The organism is Micromonospora sp. NPDC047812, from assembly GCF_040704175.1.
GTDB lineage: Bacteria > Actinomycetota > Actinomycetes > Mycobacteriales > Micromonosporaceae > Micromonospora.
The window spans coordinates 443,403-456,847 of sequence record NZ_JBEYRY010000003.1 but is presented as its reverse complement, the minus strand read 5'-3'; the positions used below and the strand labels follow the sequence as shown (position 1 = coordinate 456,847).

15 protein-coding genes and 1 pseudogene are annotated in these 13,445 nt (G+C 75.8%); 5 read left to right on the top strand and 11 right to left on the bottom strand.

Features of this window, described 5'->3' with window-relative positions; all coding sequences use genetic code 11:
* Window positions 1–7 precede the first annotated feature (7 nt).
* On the bottom strand, window positions 8–1,159 hold the full coding sequence (gene lgt, locus AB0883_RS17150; RefSeq protein WP_366642098.1) for a prolipoprotein diacylglyceryl transferase: 1,152 nt from the start codon (window positions 1,157–1,159) through the stop codon (window positions 8–10).
* A gap of 101 nt (window positions 1,160–1,260) precedes the next feature.
* Here lgt and AB0883_RS17145 point away from each other — a divergent pair, with 101 nt between their 5' ends.
* Window positions 1,261–1,803, top strand: coding sequence for an NUDIX domain-containing protein (locus tag AB0883_RS17145; protein ID WP_366642097.1), 543 nt, complete (start codon window positions 1,261–1,263; stop codon window positions 1,801–1,803).
* A gap of 30 nt (window positions 1,804–1,833) precedes the next feature.
* Here the strand turns inward: AB0883_RS17145 and trpA are convergent, their stop codons facing one another.
* The 3 genes from trpA to trpC are packed head-to-tail and all read right to left on the bottom strand — an operon-like array spanning window position 1,834 to window position 4,721.
* On the bottom strand, window positions 1,834–2,637 hold the full coding sequence (gene trpA, locus AB0883_RS17140; RefSeq protein ID WP_366642096.1) for a tryptophan synthase subunit alpha: 804 nt from the start codon (window positions 2,635–2,637) through the stop codon (window positions 1,834–1,836).
* Between the two features lie 4 nt (window positions 2,638–2,641).
* Entirely contained in the window at window positions 2,642–3,880 is a 1,239-nt protein-coding gene (gene trpB, locus AB0883_RS17135; RefSeq protein WP_366642095.1) for a tryptophan synthase subunit beta, read from the bottom strand.
* A 37-nt stretch (window positions 3,881–3,917) separates the two neighbouring features.
* Entirely contained in the window at window positions 3,918–4,721 is an 804-nt protein-coding gene (gene trpC / locus AB0883_RS17130; protein ID WP_366642255.1) for an indole-3-glycerol phosphate synthase TrpC, read from the bottom strand.
* A gap of 491 nt (window positions 4,722–5,212) precedes the next feature.
* On the opposite strand from trpC, the gene AB0883_RS17125 reads away from it, so the two are divergent.
* Complete coding sequence (locus AB0883_RS17125) at window positions 5,213–5,470, top strand: hypothetical protein (protein ID WP_101415126.1); 258 nt, start codon at window positions 5,213–5,215, stop codon at window positions 5,468–5,470.
* Here AB0883_RS17125 and AB0883_RS17120 read toward each other — a convergent pair.
* From AB0883_RS17120 to AB0883_RS17095, 6 genes and pseudogenes are all read right to left on the bottom strand, one after another.
* A complete protein-coding gene (locus AB0883_RS17120) occupies window positions 5,463–6,014 on the bottom strand; it encodes a Trp biosynthesis-associated membrane protein (RefSeq protein WP_366642254.1) in 552 nt (183 codons plus the stop codon). The genes AB0883_RS17125 and AB0883_RS17120 overlap by 8 nt on opposite strands.
* 74 nt (window positions 6,015–6,088) lie before the next feature.
* On the bottom strand, window positions 6,089–7,684 hold the full coding sequence (locus AB0883_RS17115) for an anthranilate synthase component I (protein ID WP_366642094.1): 1,596 nt from the start codon (window positions 7,682–7,684) through the stop codon (window positions 6,089–6,091).
* Window positions 7,681–8,118 carry a phosphoribosyl-AMP cyclohydrolase gene (hisI, locus tag AB0883_RS17110; protein WP_311411668.1) on the bottom strand — a complete coding sequence of 146 codons (438 nt, stop codon included), beginning with the start codon at window positions 8,116–8,118 and terminating at the stop codon, window positions 7,681–7,683. Before hisI ends, AB0883_RS17115 begins: the two co-directional genes overlap by 4 nt.
* A gap of 180 nt (window positions 8,119–8,298) precedes the next feature.
* Window positions 8,299–8,895: pseudogene (locus AB0883_RS17105) on the bottom strand (phosphoribosyl-AMP cyclohydrolase); the annotation flags it as partial.
* Between the two features lie 178 nt (window positions 8,896–9,073).
* Window positions 9,074–10,078: an aldo/keto reductase gene (locus tag AB0883_RS17100; RefSeq protein ID WP_366642093.1), complete on the bottom strand. Its 1,005-nt coding sequence runs from the start codon at window positions 10,076–10,078 to the stop codon at window positions 9,074–9,076.
* Window positions 10,075–10,461, bottom strand: coding sequence for a MerR family transcriptional regulator (locus AB0883_RS17095; protein WP_366642092.1), 387 nt, complete (start codon window positions 10,459–10,461; stop codon window positions 10,075–10,077). Before AB0883_RS17095 ends, AB0883_RS17100 begins: the two co-directional genes overlap by 4 nt.
* A 108-nt stretch (window positions 10,462–10,569) precedes the next feature.
* Between AB0883_RS17095 and AB0883_RS17090 the strand changes: the two genes are divergently transcribed.
* Genes AB0883_RS17090 through AB0883_RS17080 form a run of 3 tightly spaced genes read left to right on the top strand, consistent with a single transcriptional unit; the run spans window position 10,570 to window position 12,654 of the window.
* The gene (locus AB0883_RS17090) at window positions 10,570–11,298 is read left to right on the top strand and encodes an ABC transporter ATP-binding protein (protein ID WP_366642091.1); all 729 of its coding nucleotides are present in this window, start codon (window positions 10,570–10,572) and stop codon (window positions 11,296–11,298) included.
* Window positions 11,295–12,032, top strand: a complete 738-nt coding sequence (locus AB0883_RS17085; protein WP_366642090.1) for an ABC transporter permease — start codon at window positions 11,295–11,297, stop codon at window positions 12,030–12,032. The genes AB0883_RS17090 and AB0883_RS17085 overlap by 4 nt, the downstream gene beginning before the upstream one ends.
* Before the next feature lie 13 nt (window positions 12,033–12,045).
* Window positions 12,046–12,654 (top strand): TetR family transcriptional regulator, encoded by a 609-nt coding sequence (locus AB0883_RS17080; protein ID WP_366642089.1) that lies wholly within the window; start codon window positions 12,046–12,048, stop codon window positions 12,652–12,654.
* Window positions 12,655–12,677: 23 nt separating this feature from the next.
* Here the strand turns inward: AB0883_RS17080 and AB0883_RS17075 are convergent, their stop codons facing one another.
* Complete coding sequence (locus tag AB0883_RS17075) at window positions 12,678–13,439, bottom strand: DUF2470 domain-containing protein (RefSeq protein ID WP_366642088.1); 762 nt, start codon at window positions 13,437–13,439, stop codon at window positions 12,678–12,680.
* Between the last annotated feature and the right edge of the window lie 6 nt (window positions 13,440–13,445).

The following is a 13,445-nucleotide window of genomic DNA, read 5'->3' as shown; positions in this document are numbered from 1 at the left end:
CTCCTTCTCAGCTGTCGCGCTCGGCGGGCCGGGTGCCCGTGGCCCCGGCCCGGTCCTGCGGGGTCTCCGCACCGGACCCGGGGGCGGCGTCCGCACCGGCCGACCCGTCCGACGGCGCGTCGGCCGACCCGTCCGGCTCGGCCGGCGCCTCGCCGGTCTCCCGCCAGTGCCGGTACTGCTCCTCGCTGACCACGCGGTAGCCCTCCGGGGCGGCCGGCCGGGCGCCGGCCTCCCGCGCGGACAGGTCGACCTGCGAGACGTCGGAGTCGACGACCGGTTCCGGCGTCGCGGCGGCGCCGACCGGGACGACGTACTCCCGGGGGCCGCGCACCCGCACGAAGTAGGCCAGGGCGCCGAGGAAGACCAGGCCTGCGGTCCAGACGTTCAGGCGTACGCCGAGGATGGTGTTCGCCTCGTCGGTGCGCATCAGCTCGATCCAGAACCGCCCGGCCGTGTAGCCCATCACGTAGAGGGCGAACGCCCGTCCCCGGCCGAGACGCAGCTTGCGGTCGAGGACGAGGACGAGCGCGGCCACGCCGAGGTTCCACAGCAGCTCGTAGGCGAACGTCGGGTGGTAGAGGCCCGGTTCGAGGATCGGCTGGCCGGAGTCGTCGCGCAGCGCGTGCCCCGGGTTGTCCGGGTCCATCCGGTGGATCTCCAGCCCCCACGGCAGGCTGGTCCGGCCGCCGTAGAGCTCGTTGTTGAACCAGTTGCCGAGGCGGCCGACCGCCTGCGCCAGCGGCAGGCCGGGCGCCAGCGCGTCGGCGACCACCGCGAACGGGATGCCGAGCTGCCGGGCCGCGAGCCACGCGCCGACGGCCCCGCCGGCCACCGCGCCCCAGATGCCGAGACCGCCCTCCCAGATGGCGAACGCCTTCATCGGGTCGCCGCCGGTGCCGAAGTACTTCTCCGGCGAGGTGATCACGTGGTAGATGCGGGCGCCGATGATGCCGGCCGGCACCGCCCAGACCGCGATGTCGAGCACCGCGCCGGGGGCGACGCCGCGCTGGCGCAGCCGCCGCTCGGTGACCCAGCAGGCCACCACGATGCCGAGGATGATGCACAGCGCGTACGCCCGGATCGGCACCGGTCCGAGCTGCCAGACGGCGGTGCTGGGGCTGGGCAGGGCCGCCTGGGGGGTCAGCGAGGCGAGAGTCACGGATGCACACGCTACCGCCGCGCACCCCTGCGGTGGCACCCCGGTCCACCGTCCGCCGGTACCGGTGACTTCTGGTTTGCGCCGCCGTAGGCTCTTTGTCCATGAGCGCGCTCACCTGGGCGGTCGCCGCGGTCGTCACCGACGACGCCGGCCGGGTGCTGCTGTGCCGGCAGGGGCGGGGCGAGCGCCACGGGCTGCCCGGTGGGCGGCTGCGCCCGGCCGAGAGCCCCGTGCGCGCGGCCACGCGCGACATCCGGATCGAGACCGGGTGGGAGGTCGAGGTCGTCGACCTGGTCGGCCTCTACCACCTCACCGGGCGGCGCGGACCGTCGCCGGCGGCGCACGCGGCTTCGGCGGCCGGGCGGGCCGGGCCGCTGCCCGACGTCCTGGTGCACGTCTTCCGGGCGCGTACGCGGGGGGCGGGGCCGGTCGGCGACCCGGCGGGCGGCTGCCGGCTGTCCTGGCACCACCCCTCAGCCCTGCCCGAGACGCTCACCCCGACAACCCGGGCGGCGCTCACCGACGCCCTGGCGGGCCGCTCCGGCGTGCTGCGTGACGCCGCCCCGGGCGATCCGGCGCCGGCGGCGGGCCACCCACCGGGGCAGCGGAGCACTCCGCCGGCCGACCGGACACCCCAGCACTGACCCCGGGCGGGACCGGAGGGCGCGGTCGGCTCAGCGGGTGGGGTTGCGGACGCCCTCGGCGAGTTCCGCGCTCAGCGCGCGCAGGGCCGCCAGCCCGGACGCCTCGTCCGGCGCGTCGAGCAGGCAGCGGATCAGGGCGCTGCCGACGATGACGCCGTCGGCGTACCCGGCGACGGTGCCGGCCTGCGCACCCGTGCCGACGCCCAGCCCGACGCCGACCGGCAGGTCGGTGGCCTCCCGCACCCGCGACACCAGGACGGGCGCCGCGTCGGACGTCTGCGCCCGGGCGCCCGTCACCCCCATGATCGCGGTGGCGTAGACGAAGCCCCGGCAGTGCCCGACGGTCATCGCCAGCCGCGCGTCGGTCGAGGAGGGCGAGACCAGGAAGGTGCGGTCCAGCCCGTGCGCGTCCGAGGCGGCGAGCCACTCGCCGGCCTCCTCGGGGATCAGGTCGGGGGTGACCAGCCCGGTGCCCCCGGCCGAGGCGAGGTCCCGGGCGAAGGCGTCGACGCCGTAGCGCTCGACGGGGTTCCAGTAGGTCATCGTGACCACGGGCGCCCCGGTGGCCGCGACCGCCTCGATGACGCGCAGCGTGTCCCTGGTGCGTACGCCGCCGGCGAGGGCGATGTCGCTGGCCTTCTGGATCACCGGCCCGTCCATCACCGGGTCGGAGTACGGGATCTCCACCTCGATGACGTCGACGCCGGCCTCGACCATGGCGGTCATCGCGGCGATGCTGCCCTCGACGGTGGGGAACCCGGCCGGCATGCAGCCGACCAGGACGGCCCGCCCGTCGGCGCGGGCCTTGTCGAAGGCCACCCCGATCCGGCTCACGTTCTCACTGCTCCTTGTCGAGGATGCCGAAGTAGTCGCCGGCGGTGTGCACGTCCTTGTCGCCCCGGCCGGAGAGGTTGACCACGATGGTGGGCTCCCGGCCCAGCTCCGCGGCGAGCTTCGGGGCGATCTTGAGGGTGCCGGCGAGCGCGTGGGCGCTCTCGATCGCCGGGATGATGCCCTCGGTGCGGCAGAGCAGCTCGAACGCGGCCATCGCCTCGTCGTCGGTGACCGGCAGGTACGTCGCGCGGCCGCTGTCGTGCAGCCAGGCGTGCTCCGGCCCGACGCCCGGGTAGTCCAGCCCGGCGGAGATCGAGTGCGACTCGCACGTCTGCCCGTCGGCGTCCTGGAGCACGTACGTCCGGGTGCCGTGCAGCACCCCGGCGGAGCCGCCGGTGATGCTGGCGGCGTGCCGGCCGGTCTCCACCCCGTCGCCGCCGGCCTCGAAGCCGTACAGGCGCACGTCGGGGTCGCCGACGAAGGCGTGGAAGATGCCCAGCGCGTTGGAGCCGCCGCCGACGCAGGCGGTGACGGCGTCCGGCAGCGCGCCGGTCAGGTCCAGGCACTGCTGGCGCGCCTCGTCGCCGATGCCCCGGACGAAGTCGCGGACCATCGCCGGGAACGGGTGCGGCCCGGCGGCGGTGCCGATCAGGTAGTGGGTGTCGTCGACGTTGGCGACCCAGTCGCGCATCGCCTCGTTCATCGCGTCCTTGAGGGTGCGCGAGCCGTTGGTGACGGGGACGACGGTGGCGCCGAGCATCCGCATCCGGGCCACGTTGAGCGCCTGCCGCTCGGTGTCGACCTCGCCCATGTAGACCACGCAGTCGAGGTCGAACAGGGCGGCGGCGGTGGCGGTGGCGACGCCGTGCTGGCCGGCGCCGGTCTCCGCGATCACCCGGCGCTTGCCCATCCGCCTGGTCAGCAGGGCCTGACCGAGCACGTTGCGCACCTTGTGCGCCCCGGTGTGGTTGAGGTCCTCGCGCTTGAGCAGCACCCGCGCGCCCACCCTGGCGGAGAACCGCTGCGCCGCGTAGAGCAGCGAGGGGGTGCCGGCGTAGTCGCGCAGCAGGGCGCCGAACTCGGCCCGGAACGACTCGTCGGCCATCGCCGCGCGGTGCGCCGCGTCCAGCTCGTCGAGCGCCGCGACCAGCGCCTCCGGTACGAACCGGCCGCCGAAGCGGCCGAAGTGGCCGGCGGGGTCGGGCAGCGGACCGGCCGGTGCGGCCAACGCGTCGGCGCTCATGAGATGGTCCTCTCGGTGCTGACGAACCGGCGCGGGATCAGCGCACCGGGCGGGGCGTTGCCGGGTGGTTGCCGGCGTTGACCAGCTCGGCCACCGCCTCGCGGGGGCTCTTCTGGGTGACCAGGCCCTCGCCGACCAGGACCGCGTCGGCGCCCGCCGAGGCGTACCGGATGAGGTCGTGCGGGCCGCGCACCCCCGACTCCGCGATCTTGACGACGCTGCTGGGCAGGCCGGGCGCGATCCGCTCGAACACCGAGCGGTCGACCTCCAGGGTACGCAGGTTGCGGGCGTTGACCCCGATCACCTGGGCACCGGCCTCCAGGGCGCGGTCGGCCTCCTCCTCGTCGTGGACCTCGACCAGCGCGGTCATGCCCAGCGACTCGATCCGCTCCAGCAGGCCGACGAGGGCGTTCTGCTCCAGCGCGGCGACGATCAGCAGCACCAGGTCGGCGCCGTGCGCGCGGGCCTCGTGCACCTGGTAGCTGGAGACGACGAAGTCCTTGCGCAGCACCGGGATGCTGACGGCGGCGCGGACGGCGGCCAGGTCGTCGAGCGAGCCGCCGAACCAGCGCCCCTCGGTGAGCACGCTGATCGCCCGCGCTCCCCCGGCGGCGTAGTCGCCGGCCAGGTCGGCCGGGTCGGCGATCTCGGCCAGCCGCCCCTTGGACGGCGACGAGCGCTTCACCTCGGCGATCACGGCGACGCCCGGCTTGCGCAGGGCCGCGTACGCGTCCAGCGGCGGTGGCGCGGCGGCGGCCAGGTCGCGGATCCGCTCCAGCGGAACCTGCTCCTGTCGCCGGGCGACGTCCTCACGCACGCCGGCCAGGATCTCGTCGAGCACGCCTACGGACGCCGCCGGACCGGCCTCGTCCCCCTCCGCGTGCGCATGCTCAGCAGTCACCAACGGACTCCCCTCTCCGGGTGTCATGGGCCGATGCTAGGGGGCGCCACCTGGCGACGGGCGCCGGGGGTATGGCGTGCCTCACGAGATGGGCTGGGGCATAATGGCCGACCTCCGGTGAACGGGATGTCACGCAGGGCGACCACGCCCCACGACGAACGCCACCCGACCATCCCCGCCTCCGCCCCCCAGGTCATCGACGTGATCCTATCTGGTGGCGCGGTCGGCCGCCCGGTCCGGCACCCGCCGCCGACGCCCGTCGATGGTGTGACCTACCTCAAGGTCGAACGGCCCTTTGCCTGGTGGCGGGCCTGCGAGCAGTGTTGACGTGTCGGTCACCACGGCGAAACGTGAACCGGCCAGCATCGTCCTCGGGCAGACTCGATGACGCGCCTGCCCCACCGTCACCAACGATCCTCCGCGGGGTGATCATGAGCACTGTTGAGCCGCACCAGCCCATCGGACTGACGACCGTCTCCCGTACCGTCGCGTCGCTCGCCGTCGGCGTGGTCCACACCCTGGAGCGCGCCGTGGTGGGCGAGGCACGGATGCGTACCGCGCGGGGCAACGCCTGGGAGGCGGTCTGCGCCGACCGGGCCCGGGCGGAGCAGCGGGCCGAGCTCGACCGCCTGGTGGCGGAGCTGGCTGCGGCCCGGGCCGCCGCCCGCGAGCGCCAGCCGGTCAGCTGACCGTCGGGTCCTCGCCCCGGTCCAGCGCGTCCCACGCCTCGGTGGTCTGCCGGCCGGTGACCCGGTCGCCCTCGCCCCGGCCGTTCCCGCCCCGGGCGGCCGGCGCGGCGTCCCCCGCGGGCCGCCGCTCGTAGCGGGCGCCCATCGCCGGCCAGTGGCGCCCCCGCAGCGCCGTCAGCAGGCCGCCCGCCGTGGCGAGCACCCCGCCGAGCAGGCAGAGCGCCGGCCAGTGCCGGGCGACCTCGCCGTCGAACGCGGCGACCAGGCCGTAGCCGCCGCCGGCCGTCACGGCCGCGCCGAGCACGCACAGCAGCCCACCCAGCAGCCGCCGCGCCCGCCCCCGGGTGGCGAGCACCGCCCCGCCGCCGGCCAGCCCGACCAGGGCCAGCGCCGGCAGCCAGGGCAGCAGGCCGGCGCCCGTGCGGGCGTCTCGTACCGGCGGCAGCGGGGTCGGCCGGGCGGTCAACTCGACCGCCCAGGTGCGGGTCGACGCCCACAGCGCCAGGCCCGCGCCGGCCACGCAGAGCAGCACGGCGTACGTCAGTTCGCGCCGCTGCGTGCCCGGCCGCGCGCCCCGGCCCGCGTCGCCCGCCGGAGCGGTCCCCGGCTCGGCGGCCGTCACCGGGCGGGCCGGAGGGTCTCGGCGGCGGCGATGGCGGCGAGCACGGCGGCGGCCTTGTTCCGGGTCTCCTGGTCCTCGGCGGCCGGGTCGGAGTCGGCCACCACCCCCGCCCCGGCCTGCACGTACGCCCTGCCGTCGCGCATCAGCGCGGTGCGGATCGCGATCGCCATGTCCAGGTCGCCGCCGAAACCGAAGTAGCCCACGGTGCCGCCATAGATGCCGCGCCGCACCGGCTCCAGCTCCTCGATGATCTCCATGGCCCGCACCTTGGGCGCGCCGGAGAGGGTGCCGGCGGGGAAGGTCGCGGCCAGCGCGTCGAAGGCCGTGCGGTCCTCGCGCAGCGTGCCGACCACGGTCGAGACGATGTGCATGACGTGGCTGTAGCGCTCGATGGTGGCGAACTCCGGCACCTCGACCGTGCCCGGGCGGCAGACCCGGCCCAGGTCGTTGCGGCCCAGGTCGACCAGCATCACGTGCTCGGCGCGTTCCTTCGGGTCGGCGAGCAGCTCCGCGGCGAGGCGGGCGTCGGCCCCGGGGGTGCCGCCGCGCGGCCGGGTGCCGGCGATCGGGTGCAGCAACGCCCGCCGCCGCCCCTCGGCGTCGCTGGTCACCTTCAGGTGCGCCTCCGGCGAGGACCCGACGATGTCGAAGCCGTCGAAGCGCAGCAGGTACATGTACGGGCTGGGGTTCGTCGTGCGCAGCACGCGGTAGACGTCCAGCGGGTCGGCGTGCGTGTCCCGCTCGAACCGCTGGGCCAGCACGATCTGGAAGCACTCGCCGGCCCGGATCGCCTCCTTGGCCGCCTCGACGGCCTTCGGGTAGCCGCCCTCGGGCGTACGGCTGCGCACCTCGCCCGCCGGGGGTCGCCCGACGGTCGAGACCATCGGCGGGATCGGCCGGGACAGCGCGGTGGTCATCGCGTCGAGCCGTCCGACGGCGTGGTGGTAGGCCGCCGTGACCTCGGCGTCGCGGTCCGGCTCGGACAGCGGCGGCAGGATCGCGTTGGCGACGAGGATCGCCGAGCCGTCGTAGTGGTCCAGCACCACCAGGTCGGTGGCGAGCATCATGCCCAGCTCGGGCACGCCCAGGTCGTCCTCGGTCAGCTCGGGCAGCCGCTCGAACCGCCGGACCAGCTCGTAACCCAGGTAGCCGACCATGCCGCCGGTCAGCGGGGGCATGCCGCTGGCCGCGTCCCACGCCGGGCCGGCGAGCGCCTCGACGGTCTCGCGCAGCACCCGGACCGGGTCGCCGGAGGTGGGCAGGCCGGCCGGTGGGCGCCCCGTCCACACCGCGGCGCCGTCGCGCTCGGTCAGCGTGGCGCTGCTGCGTACGCCGATGAACGAGTAGCGCGACCAGGCCAGGCCGGCCGAGCCGACGCCCTGCTCGGCGGACTCCAGCAGGAACGTCCCCGGGCCGCCGGCGAGCTTGCGGTAGACCCCGACGGGGGTCTCCGCGTCGGCGAGCAGCCGGCGGGTGACCGGCACGACCCGCCAGCGGGCGGCCAGCTCGGTGAAGGTGGCCGGGTCGGGGCTGACCGCGCCGTCGGTGCGGGACCGCCCGCCGTTCGCGGCGGCGGGACCGGACGCGCTCACCGGGCACCCGCCCCGTCCCCGCCGACCGGCAGCTCGGTGAAGAAGCAGGTGCGGTGCCCCGTGTGGCAGGCCGCGCCCACCTGGTCGACGTCGACCAGCAGCGCGTCGCCGTCGCAGTCCAGCGCCACGGCGCGGACGTACTGGTGGTGCCCGGAGGTGGCGCCCTTGACCCAGTACTCCCGGCGGCTGCGCGACCAGTAGGTGGCCCGGCCGGTGGTCAGGGTGCGGTGCAGCGCCTCGTCGTCCATCCAGGCGACCATCAGCACCTCGCCGGAGTCGTGCTGGCGGACCACGGCGGCCACCAGGCCGTCGGGGGTGCGGCGCAGCCGGGCGGCGATGGCCGGGTCGAGCCGGGACGGACGGACCGCGCCGTCGGCCGCGGGCTCCTGCGGACTGGGGTGGGCGCCGGTCACGGGCGCGTCAGGTACGGGCACAGTGACCCATTGTCCCGGACGCGGGGCGGGCACGGTTGACGGCTCCCGCCGGGGCCGCGGCGGCCGGTGGGCGGGCCGGGCCAGCTGGTCGACGTAGCGGTCCAGCCGGCCGTCGGTCAGGGCGTCGGCCAGGTCCGCGCCGGCGGCCCGCGCGACCTCGGCGGCGTACGGGCGGATCAGCGGCAGGACGCCGCCGACCAGGCGGGCCGCGGCGGCGCAGAGCTGGCCGACGGAGCCGGGCCGCAGGCCGAGGCAGAGCAGCAGGTCCTCCCGGTAGTTCGGGGGCGCCACCGGCAGGTCGAGGGCGGCGGCGAAGGCCGCCCGCCGGGACGTCACCCGGACCGTGGGGTTGGCCAACCGCAGCACGGACGGGCAGAGCCGGGCCAGGTCGGCGGCGGCCAGCCGGACGCCGAGGTGGTCGTCGGCGTCCCGCGCGCCGGCCACCTTACCGAGCGTCGCGATCAGCTCCTCCAACTGCGGCTCGCCGGCGGGATGGCAGAGCACCGGCAGGTCGATCCGGGGGCGCCAGTGCGGGTCCGCCCACAGCAGCCGGACCGGCGCCGTCACCGGCAGCCCGAACGCCCATTCGGCGGGCTCGCCGAGGCGGCTCAGCCAGGAGCGGACGTCGCGGGCGGCCACCGAGACGTGGGTCAGCCGGCCCCCGTGCTCGGCCAGGAACGCCCGGCGGGCGGCGTACGGGGCGCCGGCGAGCAGCACGTCGACGTCGACGTCGCTGTGCGCGGTGGCGGCCCGCCGGGCGTGGCTGCCGCGCAGCATGATGCCGACCACGGGCTGCTCGGCGCCGGCCCGCAACCGGGCCGCCCATTCGCCGAGGAACCTCTCGTCCGGTGACGCAGCGTGACCCACGGCGCCATCGTGCCGTACGTCCGATCAGGGCGCAATGCCCTATGCCGCGCCTGATGCCCGTTGGCGGACCCGCTGTCCGGTCCGAAGGCTAATGCCCGACCAATCGCATGGCCGCCTCGGGGTACCGGTCCCCGGCGACCGCACCCGGCGGCACCGCTCCGCCCAACCGGGCCCGCTGCTCGGGCGTGAGTCGGATGTCGGCCGCCGCCGCGTTCTCCTCCAGCCGGTGCACCCGCCGCGTGCCGGGGATCGGGAAGACGTCCTCGCCCTGGGCGAGCAGCCAGGCCAGGGCCGCCTGGGCCGGGGTGCAGCCGATCTCCCCGGCCACCGCGCGGACCTCGTCGACCAGCTTCAGGTTGGCGTCGAGGTTGCCCTCGGCGAAGCGCGGCGCCCGGGCACGCCAGTCGTCGGCGGCGAGCTGTTCCCGGCCCGTGATCGCCCCGGTCAACAGCCCGCGCCCCACCGGCGAGTACGCGACCAGCGCCACGCCCAGTTCCCGGCAGGTGGCCAGCATCTCGCCCTCGACGTCGCGGCTGAACAGCGAGTACTCCATCTGCACCGCGGTCACCGGGTACACCGCGTGCGCCGACCGCAGCGTCGCCGGGCTGACCTCGGACAGGCCGATCAGCCGCACCTTGCCGGCGGCGACCTGCTCGGCCATCGCGCCGACGGTCTCCTCGATCGGCGTGGCCGGGTCGCGCCGGTGCAGGTACCACAGGTCGATGACGTCCACCCCGAGCCGGCGCAGGGAGGCGTCGCACGCCTCGCGCGCCCAGGCGGCGCTGCTGTCCACATACAGGCCGGGGCTGCCGGTGCCGCCAGTCGCGTCGCCGCGCACCCGGTTGCCGAACTTCGTGGCCAGGAAGACCTCGTCGCGGCGGGCCCGCACCACCGGGGAGAGCAGCTCCTCGTTGCGGCCGTGGCCGTACAGGTCGGCGGTGTCCAGGTGGTTCACCCCCAGGTCGAGCGCGCGGTGCAGCGTGCGGGTCGAGGCGGCGTCGTCGCTGGCGCCGTAGGCGAAGCTCATCCCCATGCAGCCCAGCCCGAGCGCGGAGACCTCGGGCCCGGACGCGCCGAGCGGTCGGCGGATCATCTGCGCCCCTCCGCCCGGCGGTAGTTGTCGATCTTGTAGTTGAGCACCTTCAGATCCTCCTCCAGCTCGGCCATCCGGCTCAGCACCCGGGCCCGGTGCGTCTCGAAGAGCGCCCGCCGGGCGCCCAGGGTGGCGTCGCCCTGCCGGGCCAGCTCCGCGTAGCGGCGCATGTCCCGCACCGGCATGCCCGTGCGGCGCAGTCGGGTGAGCAGGAACAGCCAGTCGACGTCGCGTTCGGTGTAGCGACGGCGCCCGGCCGAGTCGCGCCCGACCGGGGCGACCAGACCCTCCTGCTCGTACCAACGCAGCGTGTAGGTGGTCAGGCCGACCCGCCCGGCCGCCTCGCCGACGGTCAGGGTCGCCTCCCGGATGCTGATGTCCACGCCGTCCAGGCTTCCAGTTCGAGTGCACTCGAAGTCAACCGTTGCCGCCCGGCCGACATCTCCGTTAGCGTGGAGTTCAACGGATGATGAGTTTCCCCGGAGGCGCCGGTGGACGAGGCGATCGCCGTACGCGACCTGGTCGTCGAGCGGGGCGGGCGGCGGGTGCTGCACGGCGTCAGCGCGCGAGTGCCGCGCGGTTCGGTCACCGGGCTGCTCGGCCCGAGCGGCAGCGGCAAGACCACGCTGCTGCGGGCGGTGGTCGGCGTGCAGGTGGTCGGCGCCGGCACGGTGACCGTGCTGGGGCGTCCCGCCGGATCGCCGGAGCTGCGCCGCCGCGTCGGCTACCTCACCCAGGCGCCCAGCGTCTACGCCGACCTGACGGTGCGGGAGAACGCGCGCTACTTCGCCGCCCTGCACGGCCGGGGGCGGGCCGAAGCCGACCGGGCGGTCGCCGAGGTCGGGCTCGGGTCGGCCGCCGGCCAGCAGGTCGGCACCCTCTCCGGCGGGCAGCGCAGCCGGGCGTCGCTGGCCTGCGCCCTGGTGGGGGAACCGGAACTGCTCGTCCTCGACGAACCCACCGTCGGTCAGGACCCGGTGCTGCGGGCCGACCTGTGGGCCCGGTTCCACGCCATGGCCGCCGCCGGCACCACCCTGCTGGTCTCCAGCCACGTCATGGACGAGGCGGCCCGCTGCGACCGGCTGCTGCTGATCCGCGAGGGGCGGCTGATCGCCGACGACACCCCCGACGCGGTCCGCGCCGCCGCCGGCACCGACGACCTGGACGAGGCGTTCCTGCGGTTGATCAGGGCGGGCGCCGCCGGACGGGAGACGTCGTGAACCCCCGGATCCTGGCCGCCACCACCGCCCGCATCCTGCGCCAGCTGCGGCACGACCGGCGCACCGTGGCGTTGCTGCTGGTGGTCCCGTCGGCGCTGCTCGCCCTGGTCCACTCCATGTACGTCGACCAGCCGTCGACGTTCGACCGGGTCGCCCTGGTGATGCTCGGCTTCTTCCCCTTCGTGGTCATGTTCCTGGTGACCAGCATCGCGATGCTGCGCGAGCGCACCACGGGCACGCTGGAGCGGCTGCTCACCACCCCGCTGGGCAAGCTCGACCTGCTCTTCGGCTACGGCATCGCGTTCGGGCTGGCCGCGGTGGTGCAGGCGGTCGTCGCCTCCGTGGTCGCGTACGGGGTCCTCGGGCTGGACACCGCCGGCCACAGCGGGCTGGTGGTCCTGGTCGCCGCGCTGAACGCCGTGCTCGCGGTCGCGCTCGGGCTGTTCTGCAGCGCGTTCGCCCGCACCGAGTTCCAGGCCGTGCAGTTCATGCCGGTCGTGGTGGTGCCCCAGTTGCTGCTCTGCGGGCTCTTCGTGCCCCGGGGCGAGATGGCGGGCTGGTTGCAGGCGGTCAGCGACGCGCTGCCCCTGTCGTACGCCGTCGAGGCGCTCCAGGAGGTCGGCGCCCACGCCGAGCCGACCGGCACCATGTGGCGGGACGTGGCGGTGGTCGCCGGCGCGGCGGCGCTGGCGCTGGTGCTCGCCGCGGCCACCCTCCGGCGGCGCAGCGGCTGAGCGGAGGGCGACGATGGCGCGGCGGACCGGACGACGACCCGGCAACCCGGACACCCGGCAGGCCATCCTCGACGCGGCCCGCGCCGCCTTCGCCGAGCGGGGCTTCGACCGGGCCTCGATCCGGGCCGTCGCCGCCGCCGCGCGGGTGGACCCGGCGCTGGTGCACCACTACTTCGGCAGCAAGGACCGGCTCTTCCTGGCCGCCATGCACGCGCCGGCCGACCCGGCAGAGCTGCTGCCGAGGGTGCTCGCGGGCGACCGCGCGGGGCTCGGGGAGCGGCTGGTGCGCGCCTTCCTCGGCGTCTGGGACTCCCCGGCCGGCACCGCCGGCGTGGCCCTGCTGCGCTCGGCGGTGAGCAACGAGTGGACCGCCCGGCTGCTGCGGGAGTTCCTGGTCACCCAGGTGCTGCGCAGGGTCCTCGACCAGCTCGACGTCGACCCGGCCGAGCTGCCGCTGCGCGGCTCGCTGGTGGCCAGCCAGCTGATCGGGCTGGCCATGATGCGGCACGTGGTCCGGCTGGAACCGGTCGCCTCGGCCGCCCCGGAGACGCTCGTCGCGGCGGTCGGCCCCACCGTGCAGCGCTACCTGACCGGCGACCTCGCCGAGGTCTTCGCCGGCTGACCGGACGGCCGGGCGGCACCCGGTCAGGCGTGGTCGGCGTGCCGGGACGACGAGGCGTGGCGGCAGACCAGCGGATGCAGGAGCCGGGTCAGCTCCGCCTGGCAGTCCAGCGGACGCGGGAACGCCAGCCGCACGCGCCGGCGGGCACCGGGTCGGCCGTGGGCGACCAGCAGGCCGTACCGGTCGATCCGGACCACCCGGGGCGCGGTGTCGGGGGCGCCGTCGGCGAGGCCGAGCTGGCGGCGCAGGTATCCGGCCACCTCGGCGGCGTGGTGGTCGGCGAGGTCGGCCAGGAGTTCGGCCTCGACGGCGTGCAGCGGGTCGGGCTCCGCCTCGGCGTACGCCTCGGGGTCGATGCGGCTGACGGTGTCGCCACGTTCCCAGCGGGCCTCGACCACCTCGAAGCGGTGCAGCCGGAACCGGGTGCCGACGTCGAGCAGGTCGCCGGCCGGCTCCACGGCCGCGAAGTCCAGCGCGGCGCGGCGCTCCTCCTCCCCTTCGAGCCGGGCCGCCCAGCCGGAGACCCAGGCCCGGCCGAGGCTCGGCGCGCCGGCGGCGGGTGGCAGGTCCAGCACGTCCAGCACCAGCGCCACCTCGCAATCGCCGTCGGCGGGGCGCAGCGCGGCGGCGAGGTCGCTGACGACCGGCACCAGCAGCAGCACCCGGCCGTCCGGGTCGGTCACGTGCCGGACCTGGTGCGGGCCGGGCCGGTGCGCGACGTGGGCGATGCCGGGCAGCCGGCCCGCGACGAGGGTGCGGACGATCTCCGCCGGGCTGGGCCGCATGGACAA

Excerpts from the sequence above, each read along its gene's own strand:
- AB0883_RS17145 (WP_366642097.1), top strand. The coding sequence starts at position 1,261 with ATGAGCGCGCTCACCTGGGCGGTCGCCGCGGTCGTCACCGACGACGCC.
- trpB (WP_366642095.1), bottom strand. The coding sequence starts at position 3,880 with ATGAGCGCCGACGCGTTGGCCGCACCGGCCGGTCCGCTGCCCGACCCC.
- AB0883_RS17125 (WP_101415126.1), top strand. The coding sequence starts at position 5,213 with ATGAGCACTGTTGAGCCGCACCAGCCCATCGGACTGACGACCGTCTCC.
- AB0883_RS17100 (WP_366642093.1), bottom strand. The coding sequence starts at position 10,078 with ATGATCCGCCGACCGCTCGGCGCGTCCGGGCCCGAGGTCTCCGCGCTC.
- AB0883_RS17080 (WP_366642089.1), top strand. The coding sequence starts at position 12,046 with ATGGCGCGGCGGACCGGACGACGACCCGGCAACCCGGACACCCGGCAG.
- AB0883_RS17075 (WP_366642088.1), bottom strand. The coding sequence starts at position 13,439 with ATGCGGCCCAGCCCGGCGGAGATCGTCCGCACCCTCGTCGCGGGCCGG.